The organism is Neobacillus drentensis NBRC 102427 (assembly GCF_001591445.1).
Lineage (GTDB): Bacteria > Bacillota > Bacilli > Bacillales > Cytobacillaceae > Neobacillus > Neobacillus drentensis.
Genome location: NZ_BCUX01000018.1, coordinates 1 through 18,067 on the forward strand (window position 1 = coordinate 1; position 18,067 = coordinate 18,067).

The window sequence follows — 18,067 nt, forward strand, 5'->3', positions numbered from 1 at the left end:
GGTTAGTGAAAGAAGAAGAATAAAAATCCCTTTCTCTTTAATGCCACATTTGACTTTAAATACGTTATAGGATTATAAGGAAATCACTAAGAGTCGTAAAGCAAACTAAAGCAATCCAGCAGCCTTAACAAGACCAAATAAAATAAGTAACAAACCCAAGTAAAGCACTGAGGACTCGCTTGCAACTGAAGCGATTAGAAAAAAGATAAAAACTAACCCGCGTTTTTTACGACTCTTAATATCTTGATTCTCTTTATAATAAAATCTAACAGTTAAAATGACAATAATTAGTCCAATTAATGAAACTAGTAGCCATATCAACAAAATCACCATCCAAGGGTTTCTACTGTTATTTTGTTTAAATTCTGCTGAAAGATACTAAATAACTATTTTTCAATATAAACAATTAATGAACAATAAGAGAATTATACACAATGGAAGAGAAGGTGCTTGTTCAACTACCATGAAAATAAACTTCTGTAATTCAGGAAAAAGGCAATACTAAAGAGGACGCAGCTCATTCATTTTTTAAAAAAGGGGAGAGCGCCAAATCCATGGATCTATGGATTAAAAAGTGACTGGATTAAGATGCTTTAGGTTCTTCTAACGTAACTGTGTATCCTAAACTTTCGAGTCGTCTCAGTGAATGCCGAACGATAGATTGTTGTCTCTGCTTATCAAAGTAGTCTTCGCCTAAGTCTACATACATTTCTTTTCGGGTTAAGAGATAATAAGAGATACGTAACATTGCGTGAGCGACTACAATACCAGCACGTTTCTTACCTTTTCGGGATGCTGTACGTCTATATAGTGCTCCGAGATAGTTTTTGGATCCTCTTACTGAATGAGCTGCTTCTGTTAACGCCGATCTTAAATACTTATTTCCTTTTTTAGTTTTGGCTGATTTTCTTTTTCCAGCGCTTTCATTTTGCCCAGGAACTAACCCTGCCCAAGAACACATATGAGCTGCAGTGGGGAATTGTTTCTTCACATCAGTCCCAATTTCGGATAGGATTTGCTCTGCCATTCTGGTGGCTATACCAGGAATCGAATCCAATCGTGCCACATCTTCTTGATGTGAACTGACTCTTTCTGCAACTTCCTTATCAAGCAGTTCGATTTGCTCAGTCAGAAAATCAATATGACCTAAAATGGTTTTTAACATGAGGCGTTGATGAGAATTAATTTAGCCTTTAAGGGCGAGTTCCAGCTCATCTTTCTTCTTTTTCATAGTGCGCCGTGCAAAGTTTGCTAGTTTTTCAGGATCCTCCTCACCATCGGCAATGGCATCGAGCATATCCCGAGCCGAAACACCTAGAACGTCGGAAACAACAGATCCTAATTTAATGTTCGCACCTTCTAACACCTTCTGGATTCTGTTATGTTGCCTAGCTCGCTCTTCGATTATACTTCGGCGATATCGAACTAGCTCACGTAGTTCACGTTGATTTCGATCTGGAATATAACTAGCTTTAAGTAGTCCATGGCGAAGAAGTTTGGCGATCCATTCTGCATCCTTCACATCAGTCTTTCGTCCTGGAACAGCCTTCATATGTTGGGCATTAACCACTAAAAACTCGATGTCCTCAGCTTCTAGTAAATTCACAATAGGCTTCCAATAAACACTCGTGCTTTCCATGGCGACATGGGTACAATTATGTTGTTTAACCCAGTCAACCAACTGTATTAGAAATACAGTTTTAGTAGAAAACGTTTGAATCTCCTTTCCTTCCGGTGTCACAATACAGGCAGTAATATTGTCCTTATGAACGTCGATACCACATGCTCTTCAATGACTACATCCATTGAAAACATCCTTTCTACGGCACTAATTATAAGAGGCTGGTGCAGCAACCTGAATAGGATTAATCTACCATGTGTGCTTCCCGTAAGGGAGCGACAGTCAGTGGTGCACCGTGGTCGTTGGAGTCAGACTAACGGATGGGCTCTAACGCACCATAGTTCATCGACCTTCCTCTCCCAGCCGTATAATCAGTATTGACGGTTAGTGACCATTTTCATTCTCTGTGGTGAAGCGCTGATTTTTGCGCTTCATGGATGGCTAACGGGTTGCTTTACTTCAAGAAGGATTATAGCATTTTTTTTATTCAACTAAAGCGGCAGAAGAGTTGACTAAGATCATTAATTAATGATCTGTTTCTTTTGTTATTAAACTCAGAAATTTACAATTAAAGTTTTAGTTATTATGTTATTATTTGGTTAAAGAGAATGTACTAAAGGGCATTTAACTAATAATACCTGTTAAAATTTAAACAAAATATAAATCAAGGGGTGTTAAATATGTCTAAAGATGTTATTGCCATAGTAGCCATAGTTTCTTTTGTGATATGGATTGCGGTTTCCCGAGAAGCTGTAAAACCTTTAAAAGAGATAAATTGGCAAAAAATGATAACCTTACTGTTTGCAGGATCTTTATCGGCATTAGTTATAACTATTTCGCTTTTTCAAAGCCTGTCGTTTTAGTTCTGTTAACGGCTGCTTTAGTTAAACAAGACCATCTTTACGATGGTCTTGTTTTTACGTCTAAAACATCAAGTAGATATCGGAGATCGAGTGTGAAATATTGCACTTAAACTACCGGTGGCGATAGTTTAAGATCACCAGCTGCTTCGGCAGCTTTTTTTCTTGTTCCACTAACGAAGCAGATTAGTTTAAGAAGCGAAACTTTCTAACTTTTCATCCGTATATAATGTCAGGAGGGGATTTTTATTCATACAATAATAAACAGAATATCAATTGCAATGATTGTACTAGTTGTAGTTTTATTTTTGGTAGATAAATCTATTTTAGGAGTTAATTTTATAGGAGTTATTCCTTTAATTTGTTTAGTCGTAGTCACTACCTACATTGGAAAATTAGAGAAAAAAGCTGAAATTAATAAAAAAGTAAAAATAATAAGTTGGATTTGTTTTTTTGCAACTGCAATTATAGGATTAGTGCTAATTCTTTCGTTTCCTGATTTTTTTAATACATATGGTCTCTAGATCAACAGAAAACGGTTTTTAGCTTATTCAACAAAATGGTGCAATAGATAAAGATGAAGATCGCTGCGGCGGTCTCTTTTTTGCTTGTTGTGCTAACGGTGCAGTTTACCTTAAGAAAGAAAAAATAGTGGCGATTAAATTGATGGTTAGGATGGGGATATAATGAAAAAAGTTATTATAGGTATTATTTTAGTATTAATTGTCCTCTTTGCATATGAATATCAAAAACCAATAATGACAACTGGTGACGCAACAATACAAGCGATAGATTGTGTGAATAATCCACCAAGACAATTGGATATAAAGCCTATTAACTACACTTTAGAAGACCTTCAAACAGTACATACGTTTATCGATGCTAAAAGTGGTTATTTAAATCATCTAACTAATCAAAGAGAAGTGAGTGTTACTTTGGTATTTAAAGATAAGGAACCAACTGTCAAAATGGATGCTTATAGTGGGAAATGTATAGGGGTATCTGGTCCATTAAATTAACTACTTCTTATTGCATTAACGAGGGAAGTCGCTTCTTGTGCTAACGGGGCAGGTTAGTTTAAGTGTGTTGTTTCAACAATCGGACCATATAGTTGAATAATATGATAATGTATTAGTTAAATATATTAAGGGGAATGATTTTAAATTATGAAGTCTACTTTGCCAAGAGTGGTATTTAAAAGAGCTATTAATTTTTTTATATTTGCAGCAGCCCTAACAATTATTGCAACGATAATAACCTTCATAATCAATCCGGATTTAAAAGAAGTAATGGGAGGGCTATAAAATAGGTTGCCGGACCAAACAAAAGAATCTACAGGCTTAGATAAAGTATGGTCATATGTTGTTAATAACGGCTTTATGGTACCTTTGCAAATGTTTATTTTTGCCTTGATTCCAATAAAATTTTTATATGTCATTAATATAATTTTTACCGCTTTTTTGCCTGGAATTGCTTATGGAGTTGCTTTACAAGTCGATTTTAGAAAAGGTTTGGATATTATAATTTCTTCTATGCCTCACTTTATCTTTGAAGTTTTTCCTCTATGCTTACTTGCAGCGGTTCTTTTTGAATTAAACCAAGTTGTTAGAGTAAAGTTAAAAAATTTATTAAAGAAAGATAAAGAAGGTATATCTTTTATTAAACAATTCTTAGAAACAATAAGAACTTACGCTATTTTTGTTTTACCGATAATCATTGCAGCCGCATTTCTGGAAACTTACATAGCTGATATCATATTTAATTTATTTCAATAAAGGATGTCAATGGACGGATTGATAAATGCTTTGGAATAAGTGCAAGAGACAAGATGAAATAGTTTCCATAAACGTGCACAAATGTTTAATAAGCGTCTCTGTTCTTATTAAACTACCATGAAAATAAACTTCTGTAATTCAGGAAAAAAGGCAATACTAAAGAGGACGAAGCTCATTCATTTTTTTAAAAAGGGGAGAGCGCCAAATTCATTGATCTATGGTTTAGAAAGTGACTGGATTAAGATGCTTTAGGTTCTTCTAACGTAACGGTGTATCCTAAACTTTCAAGTCGTCTTAGTGAATGCCGAACGATAGATTGTTGTCTCTGCTTTTCAAAGTAGTCTTCGCCTAAGTCTACATACATTTCTTTTCGGGTTAAGAGATAATAGGAGATGCGCAACATGGCATGAGCAACGACAATCCCTGCACGTTTCTTGCCTTTTCGTGATGCAGTACGCCTATATAGTGCTCCCAGATAGTTCTTTGATCCTCTTACTGAATGAGCTGCTTCCGTTAATGCGGATCTCAAATATTTGTTTCCTTTTTTGGTTTTGGCTGATTTCCTTTTCCCAGCACTCTCGTTTTGCCCAGGAACCAAACCTGCCCAGGAACACATATGAGCTGCAGTTGGGAATTGTTTTTTAACATCAGTTCCGATTTCGGATAATATTTGCTCAGCCATCCTTGTCGCTATGCCAGGAATTGAATCCAAACGTTCCACATCTTCTTGATGGGAGCTTACTCTTTTCGCAACTTCTTGATCCAGCATCTCAATTTGTTCAGTCAAAAAATCAATATGCTTTAAAATGGTTTTCAACATAAGACGTTGATGCGAATTAATATAACCTTTAAGAGCGAGTTCCAGTTCTTCTTTCTTCTTTTTCATGGTGCGTCGAGCGAAGTTTGCTAGTTTTTCAGGATCCTCTTCACCATCGGCAATGGCATCAAGCATATCTCGTGCTGAAACACCCAACACATCTGAAACAACCGACCCCAACTTAATGTTCGCGCCTTCTAACACCTTTTGGATTCGATTATGTTGTCTGGCGCGCTCCTCAATAATACTTCGACGATAGGGAACGAGTTCACGCAATTCACGTTGATTTCGGTCAGGTATATAACTGGCTTTGAGTAGTCCATGGCGAAGAAGCTTGGCAATCCATTCTGCATCCTTCACATCTGTTTTGCGTCCTGGAGCCGCCTTCATATGTTGGGCATTCACAACTAAAAACTCAATATCTTCAGCTTCTAGTAAATTCACGATAGGCTTCCAATAAACACTCGTACTTTCCATGGCGACATGGGTACAATTATGTTGTTTAATCCAGTCAACCAACTGTAATAGAAATACAGTTTTAGTAGAAAACGGTTGGATCGCCTTTCCTTTTGGTGTCATAATACAGGCAGTAATATTGTCCTTATGGACATCCATACCGCATGCTCTTTCAATGACAACATCCATTGAAAACATCCTTTCTACGGCGATCATTATGTTTAGACGCTGGTGCAACAACCAGAATAGGATTAATCTACCATGTGTGCTTCCCGTAAGGGAGCGACAGTCAGTGGTGCACCGTGGTCGGTGGAGTCAGACTAACGGATGGGCTCTAACGCACCATAGTTAAGCGACCTTCCTCTCCCAGCCGTAGAATCAGTATTGACGGTTTAAGACCATTTTCATCCTCTGTGGTGAAGCGCCGATTTTTGCGCTTCATGGAGGGCTAACGGGTGCTTTAATTGAGGACGGGATGGCTGCGGCGATCGCGTTTTCTTTATTGGATTAACGGGCAGGTTAATGAAAAAAAGACTAACTTTATTACTTTAGAGAAGGGAAAGAGAATTAATTGAAATATTTTACTAAAGAATGGTATGAACTGTGTCAAAAAACAAGTTTCCATCTACTTTTAGAGGAAGAAAAGCAAGCTGAAACATTTTCAGAAGAATATTTTCAAAAACTTTACAACACCGAGTTAAATAGTTGGCTTAATTTACAAGAAGAAGTTGCTTCTATAATGAAAAACAACGAAACAGTAAATACATATGAAAATAACGAATATGAGCCCTTTAATAGAGACAAGGCAATCGAACAATTTCATGATGGTTTTCTCTATAATCAAGAGCATTTAAAAAAGGAATTACCAGAAACTATATTAAAACAGATAGCTGATATAAGGGTTTTTGCTTTAAATAAAGCAACTCGTACGGTTATAAACGCTGTAACTAAATTTTGTGAGGATAATGAAAGGTCAGTAACCGCCACAAGTGAGAATTATAGAAGATATATGGAGGAATACTCCAATACACTTGATAAAGAGATTATTGAGAAATTTGGATTTCATGATTGTACGATAATAAAATCTGTTCAGAATGACATATCCTTAACATTACTCCTTGATAATACAGGTGGATTTACAAATATAGATGAAGTCACCTTTGAAAGTTTTAATATAATAAAGCAAGATGATTTGTTGGAAGATTCATGGTGGCTGTATGAGGAAGTATATAAAGTAAATGACAAATACGAGTTTCACGTCTTGCTTCAAAATAAAAAGATGGGTTTAATTGACTTTATTATTTCTGCAGTTCAAGTTTCCTTTAAAAGTAACAAAAAAAGTCTTTTGTAATTCTCGGACTTAAAGGGATAGCTTTTTGCTTATTCAAATTGAACTACCGGGTTGCTTTAGTGGAAAAAGGGTTGCAACTGTGGCAACTCTTTTTCTTTTTACGCTAACGGTACATATTTAGTTTTACTTAAAAAATGGCTATGTTAAAGAAGAATGTTGATATATATACCATAAAAAAAGAACTTCCAAAGGAAGTTCTTTTTTGTATATTACTTAAATGATATTTACATCATTTAACCAATCTATTTACCGATTACCCTCTTATTTATATACAGTTTCCATATAAATAGTAACCAAAGAACAATACATAAAACGGTAAAAGGTATTAAAAAAGTGCCAAAATCAAATTTAAAGATAATAATAGAAAGGTAGACCAAACTGAATAAAATAGGCAAAATTAAGGTTTTAGATGTTCTTGCTTTTTTTACCCAAACAAACTGTAAAATCAAAATTCCAAGAAATATAACAAATAATAAATATGTCACAAGATTCCTCCTCTCCCAAAAGTGCTAAATTTATATCATTGTTCTTACAAACTATACGTTCTAAGCGACTGATAAGTTTCATTGATTGGTAACAAACAACTATCTACAAGCATTTTAGTAATAGATACATTGTCACTTCGATGTCTTACAATATCTAAGAACTGAAACCAACTCAAATAGTGGTCAAGGTATTTTGTTGCCACACCATTGAATCGTTGCATCCAACCTTTTAATTGGCTGTGATAGTTATTGACATTTTGTAGATGATACAGCCCTTTGACACGCTCTGTACCATCTGATTTAAAGCGATAATGTTCTAATCCCTTGCTTTTTTCGTAGGTAGAAAAAGCCCTCCAAGCATCAGTACAAAGAGTGTTGTCTGATGATAGTTTAGAGCCAATAGCCTTGTCTAATTGGGTTTTCACAATTCGACCTCTACCAAGTACGCCTGAATAAGTAGCTTTTTGGCGGTCTCTTGCGATTAAAACACAAACTTGTTCGTGACTAATGCCACGAAATTTAGAAGCACCTCCACGTTTGCGAGGTTTACGCCCTGCGATACTTCTTTACCTTTTTCAGAGTAAAGAAAATACGTTTCATCCATTTCTACAATTCCTGAAAATGTGTTAAAGTTCATTTGTTTTAGAGCTGATAATACTTTATGCCTCCAATAAAACAAAGTAACATAATGAACATTACCAATAAGGTCTGCTGATTTACGAAGGGAATAGACATACATTTAATGAAATCCAACCATTTATCAGGTTTATGAGTTCGATAAAGGGGTGTAGAAGTTACATCTGTAAAAGTTTTTCGGCAATCTTTACAACGATAAGGTTGACGTTCAACTTCTTTGAGACCAAGTTTCACCATATATTTGCCGAAACGCACGACTTGTTTAGAACCACAATGTACACAAGAGTAACCATCTTTATTTTTACGTTCAGTTACTTCTTGAAAGACAGGTTCACTTGCTGAAAATGACGCAAGAGAATTGAAAAAGAATTCTTTTAAACGGTGTTGTTCTACCGAATTCAATTTTTTAATTTCAGCTATTAATTCTCTTAAAGTCATTGCAAACCCTACAAACAAATGTTCTTTCTTATATTATAGAACATCAGTTTGTTTTATTCAAATATCAACAGAGTTATTTAACATAGCCTAAAAAATAAATATATCGGTAAAATAGATGGGATGAAAGATTGTCCATTATTACAATCTCAAAAGCGGTTGCTATATTAGCAGCGACAATTGTAATTAATACTCCTTATTGTTACGAAAACGAGTTATTAAAAAATTGACTATCATTTTACTTAGAGCTAAAATTTTTTGTACAGTAAACATTTTGTACCTAATCTAATTTCGTTCAATAAAAAAGGAGTCCATCTTATGGTTAATTTTTTTCAAAATTTCAATCCAATCACACAAGCATTTATAGCTACCTTATTTACGTGGGGAATGACTGCGTTTGGGGCTACGCTCGTTTTTGCAACAAAAACAATCAACCAGCGATTATTAGATAGTATGTTAGGATTTGCTGGAGGTGTAATGATTGCAGCCAGTTATTGGTCTTTACTAGGACCAGCAATCGAAATGTCAGCGGACAATGCCATAGGAGCTTGGTTTCCAGCAGCATTTGGATTTTTATTAGGTGGGTTTTTTTTATGGGGGATTGATAAGATCCTACCTCATCTTCATCCAAATACTCCTCTTAGTGAAGCGGAAGGATTTTATCATAAAGAAAGAAAAAGAAGTACATTGTTGGTCCTTGCCATCACTCTTCATAATATCCCAGAGGGGTTAGCTGTGGGGATTGCCTTTGGTGCACTTGCAAATGGGGGAACGGAAGCTTCTTTAGCAGGTGCCTTGACTCTTGCTCTTGGAATCGGTATTCAAAACTTTCCTGAAGGTGTGGCGGTTTCAATGCCTTTAAGAGGTGAGGGAATGTCGCGCAGAAAAAGCTTTTTCTACGGACAATTTTCAGGTATGGTCGAACCTATTGCAGCAGTGATTGGTGCATTTGCCGTCGCATTTATTGAACCATTATTACCTTATGCATTGAGCTTTGCTGCTGGAGCAATGATATTTGTTGTAGCTGAAGAAGTCATTCCAAGCTCACAAGAAAAAGGCAATAAAGACCTGGCTTCTATGAGTTTAATGGTTGGTTTTGTATTGATGATGATTCTCGATGTAGCATTAGGCTAAATTGATTGCTGCACATAACTCAATTAAGGGAGGAGATAGGATTATGTCCAAAAATTTATATATTGTGATTTCAATTGGGATTTTAGCACTTATATTCTTCGCAGTGAACTTAATATCGGACATTCTATTCACTCTACTTTTTCTACCGTCTGGAATTTTGATGCTATATTTTGGTATCAAGGAATTTAGAGAAGTATTAAATAGTAACAAAGTATAGATTGGCAATATTTGAAGGTGTTTTGGTTATTGTATCTATAAATAGAAAGTTAAAGGAGAACACATTTTGGTAATCTACCAATGTGTTCTCCTTTAACTTTCTACCATTCGTTTTAATATGATCATAAAGGTTGGGATTTTCCTTTCTACATAAATTTTATCTCAGGTTAATCCGTATATCTAACACCTTTTAACATCATATCTACTTTTACTTTTGTATCTTGGACAATACTTTTTCGAAATTCCTTTGCTTTTTTGAAGGCTTCCATCATTCCTGATGCGATGATCTTAATTTCTCTGGTACCGACCTGTTCTTCTAGAAGAAAAATATATTCTTTCATGCTTCTTCACCTCGTAAGTTGTAATTTTAATATAATTATATATCATTTTGTAAGCGATTACCACAATAATTGTGAATGTTTTCACATATTTTTATAAACTTTTTTGATTTGATTCTGCGAAGTATACAATCTAAAATGTACTATAATAAATGCAACGAATGGGTGAGCTGAAAGTTGGGATGAATCTATCCTGCTATATCATCTGTCATACGTGTTTTAGTGGAGGTAAATTAATTGACAATTATTCCAGCGCAACAGCGTGATAAAGTAAGTTCTTATAAAAATCTACGGTCTTTGTACGAGAAAAACATTACGGTAAACAGTATTTCAGAAACGATGGATACCTGTCATCTTAATGATGATGCGGATACCATTAAGAGTATGATGGTAATAAAAGATTATGATGTTTTGGGTGTGGAAGATAACGGAATTGTGATTGGCTATGTGGTAAGAAATGAATTGAAGGACGGAAGTTGTAAAGAGTATTATCGAAGTTTTAGTCCGACTGAACTTGTCTCGGAATCTACACCTCTTATCGATACTTTATATATTTTTAAAGAGATCGAAAGAATATTTGTCCTAGAAGGGAACAGGATAACAAAGGTTGTCACGCGAGCAGATCTCCAGAAACCTCCGATTCGAATGTTACTTTTTGGGCTGATTTCGTTATTGGAGATGCACCTGTATCGGATTATTAATGATTATTTTCCTGAGGATACCTGGAAAGAATATTTAGGTTCCAATCGAATTAAATTTGCGGAGGAATTATTTTCTCTTCGCAAGTCACGGAATGAAGGGATTCAATTAAGTGATTGTCTGCAGATTTGCGATAAACGTGACATCATTCTTAATGAGGATCCATTAAGGGAACTTTTGGGTATTGAATCAAAAAGCAAAGGGAAATCTTTCTTTAAAAAATTAGAAAGCTTACGAAACAACTTGGCGCATGCTCAGAATTTGAATACCAATTATTCTTGGGATGAAATGTTCTTATTAATTGAACAGACGGAAAAATTATTAGGGAAATGTGAAAAGATTTGATTTAGAGTTTCTATAGAATAGTGAAGAAGTTGGTGCCGGTTATTGAGGCATCAGCTTTTTTTATATCGAGGATTTTGCGTATATAAATGGATCCCATCTTTCATTTATCAGATATCAAATAAATTCGTGCCGGTTTTTTAGGTTGTTGAATACAATTTACGATAACAGCATTTCAATGTACAGTGAGAGGTGTGATGACTTCATGTTTTCTGCTACAGGAATGCAAGGATTCGAGTTGTTTTCAAAGGTCCATATTGGTACATTACTTCTATTCTTTGCTGCATGCGGAGCGTTAGTGTATTTACGAAATAAACGGAAGATTTATCAGCAGATGATAAAATGGACGCTGTTCATACTTTTGCCTGCATGTGAGATTTCCTTGCAAGTATGGTTAATCCTTACTAATCAATGGAATGTGAGCAATCTTCCTTTACAACTATGTTCAATAAGTACGTTTTTAGCTGTGTTTTTATTTTTGAAAAAGAGTAACCACTTGTTTTATTTGTTATATTTTTTTGGTACTTTACCCCCGATCTTAGCGATGGTTTCTCCTGAAATAGCCTACACATTCCCACATTTTCGCTATATTGAATATTGCCTTCACCATTCCGTTATTGCATTAGCCGCATTTTATTTTATCCTTTATGAAGGCTACAGAGTTCCCAGGAATGCAATATTATTCAGCTTCTTCACTGTGAACATTATTGCTGTTCCCATATTTTTCTTAAATCTACAGCTTGGCACCAACTTCTTCTATTTAGCAAGCCCGACTGAAGCCAAAACGATTTTAACATTCTTCGGCAGCGGGATTATGTACTATATTTATCTGGAAATTGCCGCGCTGATTGTATTTTTCATCACCTATTTACCAATGGGTGTTTTACAAAGGATTGAAAATAGAAACAAAATCGATAACGGGATTTAAAGCTATAAAGCATTTCTGTGGAATGAGGAATGCTTTTTCTTTTTGTCTAAAGGTAAGTGGATATTTCTTAACAACAATAATATAATAAATAATGATATTTATTTATCGCAAGACGATAAAATGTATGGTAAAATCTACTTACAATAATGAAGTGAGGTGCTTTGTATGAAACGTGGTTCAACACTCTTTTTAAAAATAGCTCTTATACTCATAGGCTTGCCGGTTCTTGCTTTGTGTATCTTTTTGGTACCGGAGATAGCGAATTTTGCAGTAGATTTGTATCCGGATCATGCTTATTTGAAATATCTGATTTTCCTTGATTTGTATGCAACGGCAATACCTTTTTACTTTGCTCAGTATCAAGCTTTTACCCTTTTACACTACATTGACAAAACAAAAGCTTTCTCGGAATTATCAATAAAGGCTTTAAAGAAGATTAAATACTGTGCCATCACATTCAGTAGCATCTATGTGGTAGGCATGCCAATTTTCTATCTGATCGCAGAAGCAGATGACGCACCGGGTATCATCCTAATCGGAATGGCCATTATTTTAGCCGGACTTGTCGTTGCCATCTTTGCAGCCGTTCTCCAAAAGCTATTACAAGAAGCAATTGATATAAAATCAGAAAACGACTTAACGGTCTGAGGTGAAAACAATGGCGATTATTATCAATATTGATGTGATGCTGGCAAAAAGGAAAATGAGCGTGACAGAACTTTCGGAGCGGGTTGGAATCACGATGGCTAATCTTTCCATTTTGAAAAATGGAAAGGCAAAAGCGATTCGATTATCGACGTTAGAAGCAATTTGTAAAGCATTGGACTGTCAGCCTGGAGATATTTTAGAATACAAAAGCGATGAAAAACCTCAAGGATGATTTTTAATATTGGGAAAAAAAGGGGGTTTTTTTTATATCTATTCCGATTTAGAAAAGGTAGAATTGGAAGGGAAGTTATCTAAAAATCAGGAGGTTGTTAGGCATGGCGAGAGATTTGTGGTTGAACCTGCCAGTAAGAGAACCTGAACGAGCAAAGGAGTTTTATTCTCAGCTCGGTTTTCGGTTGAATGAGCAATATGCGAGTCAAGATGGCTCAAGCTGCTTTATCCTCGGCGACAATAAGGTTGTTTTAATGCTTTTCCCCGAATCTACTTTCCGCAGTTTTACGGGGAATGCGGTTGCGGATTCGCGGCAGAGTACAGAAGTGTTATTCTCTCTAGGGGCGAACTCCAGGGATGAAGTGGATGAGCTCGCCATGAAAGCCGAACGCGCCGGCGGTTCTGTATACAGCAGGCCGGGAGAACAGGGCGGTTGGATGTATGGCTGTGGTTTTGCTGATCCAGATGGTCATCGTTGGAACGTTTTGTATATGGATATGAGCAGAATGCCGAAGGGCTGAGCGCCCGACGCTCAGAGTGTTTTCTAACTAGGTAAATTAAAATGGCAGGTATGGATCTATCAAGAATAGATCACACCTGCCATTTTTCTATTTTAAAAATATCCTAAATCACATATGATTCATATGATTTTTGAAGAAGATAACGTTCTATAAACTCAGCTAATCCATCATTTTCGTGGTGTCCTGTAACAAAATCAGCGGCTGCTTTAACCTCTTCGCTTGCGTTCCCCATTGCTACACCAGTACCGACATGACGAAGCATTTCTATATCATTAGGTCCGTCTCCTATGGCTACAACTTCAGCTGGACTCATTCGGTAGGTGCGAAGTAAGCTTTTTAAAGCAGACCATTTGGAAACATTAGGAGCAAGCAATTCAAACCCGTCATTCCAATTGATGACTCCTGCTTCGTTTTTAAATAAAGCAGATATTTCAGGACGCGGTACACCTGTTCTAACACTGTATTTAAGAACATCTTGATAATTTGCTTGTCTTAAATCTCCAATATACCGTGGCGGAATTTGCCCAACTCTTGTCCAATAATCGATTTCTTCAGTTGTTTCTTTACAATAAAGCCCATTTGCTGTATGGATAATAACATTACAAGGATTTTCAGTAGTCAAATGGTGGAAGCGTTCTTCGTTCAGTTGGACCGTTTTCATTTGCATAGCTCTTCCTGTCTCTGGATCGTGAATAGCGGCACCATTCAAACAGATCATCGGAGTTCGTAATCCAATTTCTTTATGGTAGGGAGCAGTAACTTCATAATGACGACCAGTAGCAAGAAAAACCTTGACTCCCTGATTCATGAGACTATAAATGGCTTCCATATTTCTGCCGGAAATATTGTTTGAGGACTTTAGTAGTGTACCATCCATATCAATAAATATTGCACGCACATTCATGTTTTCTGCCTCCTCATTCGTTGTTAAACCAATCATATCATCTGAATATTAAAGCCATGTAAACTCCGTGTTCAGATTAAATAAAGTTTAGTGGGAGGCATAGGTAAGTATTAGTTCCGAACCATAGGTTTCTACTGTTACAATGATAGAATGGAAGAAATAACAGTAGTTGAAAGGAGATCCACATGAAGCTAATTGATGAGTACTTTGCAACAGCGATGGAAGCCTGGAGTATGATGCAAAAGACGTCTGGTGATGAAGGGGCAGAATGGGCAGAAAGATTTGAACGCTACTTTTATGAATTTATCGATGAATTGAAAAAGTGGTGGGAAACGCTTGAACCAAAGCCAACGAATATAGAAGAGGCTGAGGAGTTACCTGAAATAAAAAAGTGGATGGAACAAATCCCTGACCCTGTACAACTAAATTTTCTTACCGAATTAGAGGATATTTTGGATGGATTTGAAACTGAACGTTTTGATTAAGAAGTAGAGTAGGGTAGAGTGGTGTTGTGATATTAACGAAGCCGTGGTGCAGGAAAAATAAAAAACCACTCAAAGGAGTGGTTTTTTAATCGCGCATGGCTCCTGCCTCGCGGGACGTCATTGCACCTTGTCCTGCGCTCACATCTTTTTGAATTTCTTGTTTGACTTTTTGTGCATCAGTTCCTGCAAATTCTGGTTTCATAATAGACCCCAAATTCTGTTTAGCTTTTTGATCCTGTTGCATACAAGTCCTCCATAATTTATTAATGTGAATGTTTTTTGTTTACATAAAAAGTGATCAAAGCAACAACGATTAATGCTGGAATGGCATAGATTTGACCAACAAATAATTTCCAGCCTATCGTATTATACCCTTCTGATGCTGGAATTAAGACTGCAATTATACAAACAATTAAATAGGCTATTAATGAAGGAATTATATTTTTCATTAGAACACCACCTATAGTGTAATTTTACACCGATTATAACAATTATTGTTAATATTGTAAATATTTTATATAAATTTATCTTTAACTAACCTGTACTTTCGTATAAGGTCACCAGATATTTTCGTTGACTATTTTTTTAATGGTCATTTTTCAAAATAAGGCTTAACCCTTAGGATATTCAAATGAACTGATGCATACACTAGAGTGTAGCCGAAGCCCCATTAACGTCCAAAGGACATAAAGATTCACCAGTAATATCCAAACAAAAGAAAAGCCCGCTTAGGGCTTTTCTTTTGTTTCTAAGATAAGCGTAATTTTTTTTACTTAAAAACAGATAACTGCTCCAACGATGATTAACAAGATAAACAATACTACGATTAAAGCAAAACCGCCACCGTAGCCGACACCGCCGCCGTAGCCATAGCCACAACAACCACCAAATCCACCGTAACCAAATCCACCCATTTTATAACCTCCTTAATGTTTATTCCTTACAAAATATGTTGAGAAATTATAAAGGGAAGGGTTATTTCACTAATATTTTTTGAGGACAAACCAATAACTTATCACGAAAAACAGGGTCGATAATGAAACATCGGAGTTTCATTCACAAACAACTAGAAAAAATCATTGATACTAAAGGGCTAAGTGATATCAAGCTTGCAAGAATCGTTTTTTTTGAGAAAAGAAAAATAGCTATTTCAACTTACGGACCAGGTTGGCTTAACAGCAGGACAGCTGTTCTTAATTGTCTTGAAAACACAATTTACGCCTACAAATAGGCAAATGTCTATTCCTCATTGAATATGGACACATACACTATTTTTGAAACAACTTGAGGAGGAGATATAAAATGGAAAGACAATTCTTTGGAAGCGGCATGGGTTATGGAGGTTATCCTGGTTACGGCATGGGTTATGGAGGTTATCCTGGTTACGGCATGGGATATGGAGGATATCCTGGTTACGGCATGGGTTATGGTGGTCATCCATTCCATCATGGCTATGGCGGTTATCCATTCCATCATGGTTATGGTGGCTATCCGTTCCATCATGGTTATGGTGGCTGCTGTTAGAGTTGGTTCTTGTTAGACTATTTAATAATAGTAGTGAATTTTGCATATGACGTTATTTAATAATGAATATTTGTCTTAGCGGGGGATGTTTTCAGTTTTCCTGCTATAAGTGTCGGGAAAAACGTTTATAAGAAATGTTAAAGAAGAGCAAATGTGAACTGCACCCCAAATTTTAGATACAGTCTAAAATTCGGAGGTGCTTTTCTTTTGGCCATGTTCGTATAATGAGATATCAATTTTTGAGTACCACGGGGGTTTAAAAGTTTGAGATTTTCAAATATTGTTCTATGATAAATTTAATCTCTTCATATAAATTAGAATTACCTAAGGAGTGTTAGAAATGTCACGTGTTTTATTTATTAATGCCGGTTCAGAAGGACATATCAACCCAACGATTGGAGTTGTGCAAGAGCTTATTTCGCGCGGCGAGGAGGTAGTGTACTTTACAATAGAAGCTTTTCGGGAGCGAATAGAGAAGACGGGAGCTACGGTACGAACATTGGATGGCCAACAATTTATTAAGGCCTTTATCGCGGGTGGAAGAAATTATTTACCTGAAAGAATCAACGGTCTTTTACATACGACAGATATTGTCATACCTAGCGTGCTTGAACAGATTGAAGGAGAACAATTTGATTATATCATCCATGATTCGATGTTTGGTTGTGGCCGTTTACTTGCACAAATCCTTCAGCTTCCAGCAATCAATTCATGTACTTCCTTTGCACAGACAAAGGAATCATTCGATAAAATGTTGGAACAGCAGTCTAAAAACATTCCTCCAGAAGTGGCTAAGGAAATAAACGATAAATATCAAAGACTGACGGCAAGATGTGCGGAAAAATATGATGTCGAAATCCATTCTCCATACGAGGTGTTTTGTAATCCGGCACCACTTACAATCGTATATACCACGAGGGAGTTTCAACCTTTTGGAGAAAAATGTGATCAATCGTTTAAATTTGTTGGTCCTGCTATCACTACTCGATCCGATCAAGAAAATTTTGACCTTACAGCCATCCGGAAAAAAAGACCCCTATATATTTCACTGGGTACTGTCTTTAATCACGCCATCGACTTTTATAAACTGTGTTTTGAGGCATTTGGAAATACTAATCATACCGTGGTTATGTCGATTGGGGAAAAAACGCAACTATCTGATTTAGGGGAGATCCCTAAGAACTTTATTGTGAAAAATTATCTTCCACAAACGGAAGTGCTAAAATACACTAAATTATTCATCACACATGGGGGAATGAATAGTACCCATGAGGGGCTTTACTACGGGGTTCCGCTCATTGTCATCCCACAAAGCGCGGATCAGCCGATTATAGCTGAGCAAGTGGCCAAAATTGGTGCGGGTATAACATTAACAATGCAAGACCTGACTGTCAATCAACTACGTGAAGCCGCTGATCATGTGTTAAACGACTCATCTTTCCAGCTAGCTGTTTCAAATATAAAGGAATCCTTTCAAAAATCGGGTGGGTACCAACAAGCAGTTGAAGAGATTTTTAAATTTTTAAGTCACAATAATGATTAAATAAAAAATAGAAGGACCATTAATGATCCTTCTATTTTTTATAGCAAATCGTGATTTAGACGTATTTTCGTAAAATCTTTTCCAATGTTGAAAAGAGAACGGATAGGTCATCTTGAGT

22 protein-coding genes and 2 pseudogenes are annotated in these 18,067 nt (G+C 36.2%); 15 read left to right on the top strand and 9 right to left on the bottom strand.

The window, feature by feature from the left end:
* Nucleotides 1-105 precede the first annotated feature (105 nt).
* Both BDR01S_RS10520 and BDR01S_RS10525 read right to left on the bottom strand, forming a co-directional pair.
* Entirely contained in the window at nt 106-321 is a 216-nt protein-coding gene (locus BDR01S_RS10520) for a hypothetical protein (protein WP_066254358.1), read from the bottom strand.
* Between the two features lie 262 nt (nt 322-583).
* Nucleotides 584-1,806: pseudogene (locus BDR01S_RS10525) on the bottom strand (IS110 family RNA-guided transposase).
* 495 nt (nt 1,807-2,301) lie between these two features.
* On the opposite strand from BDR01S_RS10525, the gene BDR01S_RS10530 reads away from it, so the two are divergent.
* From BDR01S_RS10530 to BDR01S_RS10545, 4 genes are all read left to right on the top strand, one after another.
* A complete protein-coding gene (locus tag BDR01S_RS10530; RefSeq protein WP_066254360.1) occupies nt 2,302-2,484 on the top strand; it encodes a hypothetical protein in 183 nt (60 codons plus the stop codon).
* Nucleotides 2,485-2,789: 305 nt separating this feature from the next.
* Nucleotides 2,790-3,005: a hypothetical protein gene (locus tag BDR01S_RS26055; protein ID WP_218007870.1), complete on the top strand. Its 216-nt coding sequence runs from the start codon at nt 2,790-2,792 to the stop codon at nt 3,003-3,005.
* 162 nt (nt 3,006-3,167) lie between these two features.
* Nucleotides 3,168-3,500 carry a hypothetical protein gene (locus BDR01S_RS10540; protein ID WP_066254368.1) on the top strand — a complete coding sequence of 111 codons (333 nt, stop codon included), beginning with the start codon at nt 3,168-3,170 and terminating at the stop codon, nt 3,498-3,500.
* A gap of 291 nt (nt 3,501-3,791) precedes the next feature.
* Nucleotides 3,792-4,256: a stage II sporulation protein M gene (locus tag BDR01S_RS10545; RefSeq protein WP_235846541.1), complete on the top strand. Its 465-nt coding sequence runs from the start codon at nt 3,792-3,794 to the stop codon at nt 4,254-4,256.
* Between the two features lie 238 nt (nt 4,257-4,494).
* On the opposite strand, the gene BDR01S_RS10550 is transcribed toward BDR01S_RS10545, so the two are convergent.
* Nucleotides 4,495-5,718 carry an IS110 family RNA-guided transposase gene (locus tag BDR01S_RS10550; protein WP_066254371.1) on the bottom strand — a complete coding sequence of 408 codons (1,224 nt, stop codon included), beginning with the start codon at nt 5,716-5,718 and terminating at the stop codon, nt 4,495-4,497.
* Between the two features lie 382 nt (nt 5,719-6,100).
* Between BDR01S_RS10550 and BDR01S_RS10555 the strand changes: the two genes are divergently transcribed.
* Nucleotides 6,101-6,880, top strand: coding sequence for a DUF4085 family protein (locus BDR01S_RS10555; RefSeq protein ID WP_066254374.1), 780 nt, complete (start codon nt 6,101-6,103; stop codon nt 6,878-6,880).
* 529 nt (nt 6,881-7,409) lie between these two features.
* On the opposite strand, the pseudogene BDR01S_RS24880 reads toward BDR01S_RS10555, so the two are convergent.
* Nucleotides 7,410-8,439, bottom strand: a pseudogene (locus BDR01S_RS24880) (IS1595 family transposase).
* Between the two features lie 315 nt (nt 8,440-8,754).
* Between BDR01S_RS24880 and BDR01S_RS10575 the strand changes: the two are divergent.
* Nucleotides 8,755-9,570 carry a ZIP family metal transporter gene (locus BDR01S_RS10575; protein ID WP_066254385.1) on the top strand — a complete coding sequence of 272 codons (816 nt, stop codon included), beginning with the start codon at nt 8,755-8,757 and terminating at the stop codon, nt 9,568-9,570.
* A 383-nt stretch (nt 9,571-9,953) separates the two neighbouring features.
* On the opposite strand, the gene BDR01S_RS25325 is transcribed toward BDR01S_RS10575, so the two are convergent.
* The gene (locus tag BDR01S_RS25325; RefSeq protein ID WP_157406142.1) at nt 9,954-10,127 is read right to left on the bottom strand and encodes a hypothetical protein; all 174 of its coding nucleotides are present in this window, start codon (nt 10,125-10,127) and stop codon (nt 9,954-9,956) included.
* A 234-nt stretch (nt 10,128-10,361) separates the two neighbouring features.
* Between BDR01S_RS25325 and BDR01S_RS10580 the strand changes: the two genes are divergently transcribed.
* From BDR01S_RS10580 to BDR01S_RS10600, 5 genes are all read left to right on the top strand, one after another.
* Nucleotides 10,362-11,168, top strand: a complete 807-nt coding sequence (locus BDR01S_RS10580; protein ID WP_082797388.1) for a CBS domain-containing protein — start codon at nt 10,362-10,364, stop codon at nt 11,166-11,168.
* 202 nt (nt 11,169-11,370) lie between these two features.
* Nucleotides 11,371-12,093, top strand: a complete 723-nt coding sequence (locus BDR01S_RS10585) for a YwaF family protein (RefSeq protein ID WP_066254388.1) — start codon at nt 11,371-11,373, stop codon at nt 12,091-12,093.
* A gap of 165 nt (nt 12,094-12,258) precedes the next feature.
* Complete coding sequence (locus tag BDR01S_RS10590) at nt 12,259-12,741, top strand: DUF2975 domain-containing protein (protein ID WP_066254391.1); 483 nt, start codon at nt 12,259-12,261, stop codon at nt 12,739-12,741.
* Between the two features lie 10 nt (nt 12,742-12,751).
* Nucleotides 12,752-12,973 carry a helix-turn-helix domain-containing protein gene (locus BDR01S_RS10595; protein WP_066254393.1) on the top strand — a complete coding sequence of 74 codons (222 nt, stop codon included), beginning with the start codon at nt 12,752-12,754 and terminating at the stop codon, nt 12,971-12,973.
* A gap of 103 nt (nt 12,974-13,076) precedes the next feature.
* Entirely contained in the window at nt 13,077-13,493 is a 417-nt protein-coding gene (locus tag BDR01S_RS10600) for a VOC family protein (RefSeq protein ID WP_066254397.1), read from the top strand.
* Between the two features lie 103 nt (nt 13,494-13,596).
* Here BDR01S_RS10600 and BDR01S_RS10605 read toward each other — a convergent pair whose 3' ends face one another.
* Nucleotides 13,597-14,397 (bottom strand): Cof-type HAD-IIB family hydrolase, encoded by an 801-nt coding sequence (locus tag BDR01S_RS10605; RefSeq protein WP_066254402.1) that lies wholly within the window; start codon nt 14,395-14,397, stop codon nt 13,597-13,599.
* 185 nt (nt 14,398-14,582) lie between these two features.
* Between BDR01S_RS10605 and BDR01S_RS10610 the strand changes: the two genes are divergently transcribed.
* Nucleotides 14,583-14,882: a hypothetical protein gene (locus BDR01S_RS10610; RefSeq protein WP_066254405.1), complete on the top strand. Its 300-nt coding sequence runs from the start codon at nt 14,583-14,585 to the stop codon at nt 14,880-14,882.
* A gap of 85 nt (nt 14,883-14,967) precedes the next feature.
* Here the strand turns inward: BDR01S_RS10610 and BDR01S_RS25755 are convergent, their stop codons facing one another.
* The 3 genes from BDR01S_RS25755 to BDR01S_RS24885 form a co-directional block, all read right to left on the bottom strand.
* Nucleotides 14,968-15,126: a hypothetical protein gene (locus BDR01S_RS25755; protein ID WP_169801434.1), complete on the bottom strand. Its 159-nt coding sequence runs from the start codon at nt 15,124-15,126 to the stop codon at nt 14,968-14,970.
* A gap of 19 nt (nt 15,127-15,145) precedes the next feature.
* A complete protein-coding gene (locus BDR01S_RS10615) occupies nt 15,146-15,331 on the bottom strand; it encodes a DUF4017 family protein (RefSeq protein ID WP_066254407.1) in 186 nt (61 codons plus the stop codon).
* A 324-nt stretch (nt 15,332-15,655) separates the two neighbouring features.
* The gene (locus BDR01S_RS24885) at nt 15,656-15,796 is read right to left on the bottom strand and encodes a YjcZ family sporulation protein (RefSeq protein WP_082797389.1); all 141 of its coding nucleotides are present in this window, start codon (nt 15,794-15,796) and stop codon (nt 15,656-15,658) included.
* Nucleotides 15,797-15,918: 122 nt separating this feature from the next.
* Between BDR01S_RS24885 and BDR01S_RS10620 the strand changes: the two genes are divergently transcribed.
* The 3 genes from BDR01S_RS10620 (at nt 15,919) to BDR01S_RS10630 (ending at nt 17,949) form a co-directional block, all read left to right on the top strand.
* Complete coding sequence (locus BDR01S_RS10620; protein WP_066254410.1) at nt 15,919-16,113, top strand: hypothetical protein; 195 nt, start codon at nt 15,919-15,921, stop codon at nt 16,111-16,113.
* A gap of 71 nt (nt 16,114-16,184) precedes the next feature.
* Complete coding sequence (locus BDR01S_RS10625) at nt 16,185-16,406, top strand: hypothetical protein (protein ID WP_066254413.1); 222 nt, start codon at nt 16,185-16,187, stop codon at nt 16,404-16,406.
* A 340-nt stretch (nt 16,407-16,746) separates the two neighbouring features.
* Complete coding sequence (locus BDR01S_RS10630) at nt 16,747-17,949, top strand: macrolide family glycosyltransferase (protein WP_066254416.1); 1,203 nt, start codon at nt 16,747-16,749, stop codon at nt 17,947-17,949.
* The last annotated feature ends 118 nt before the right edge of the window (nt 17,950-18,067 follow it).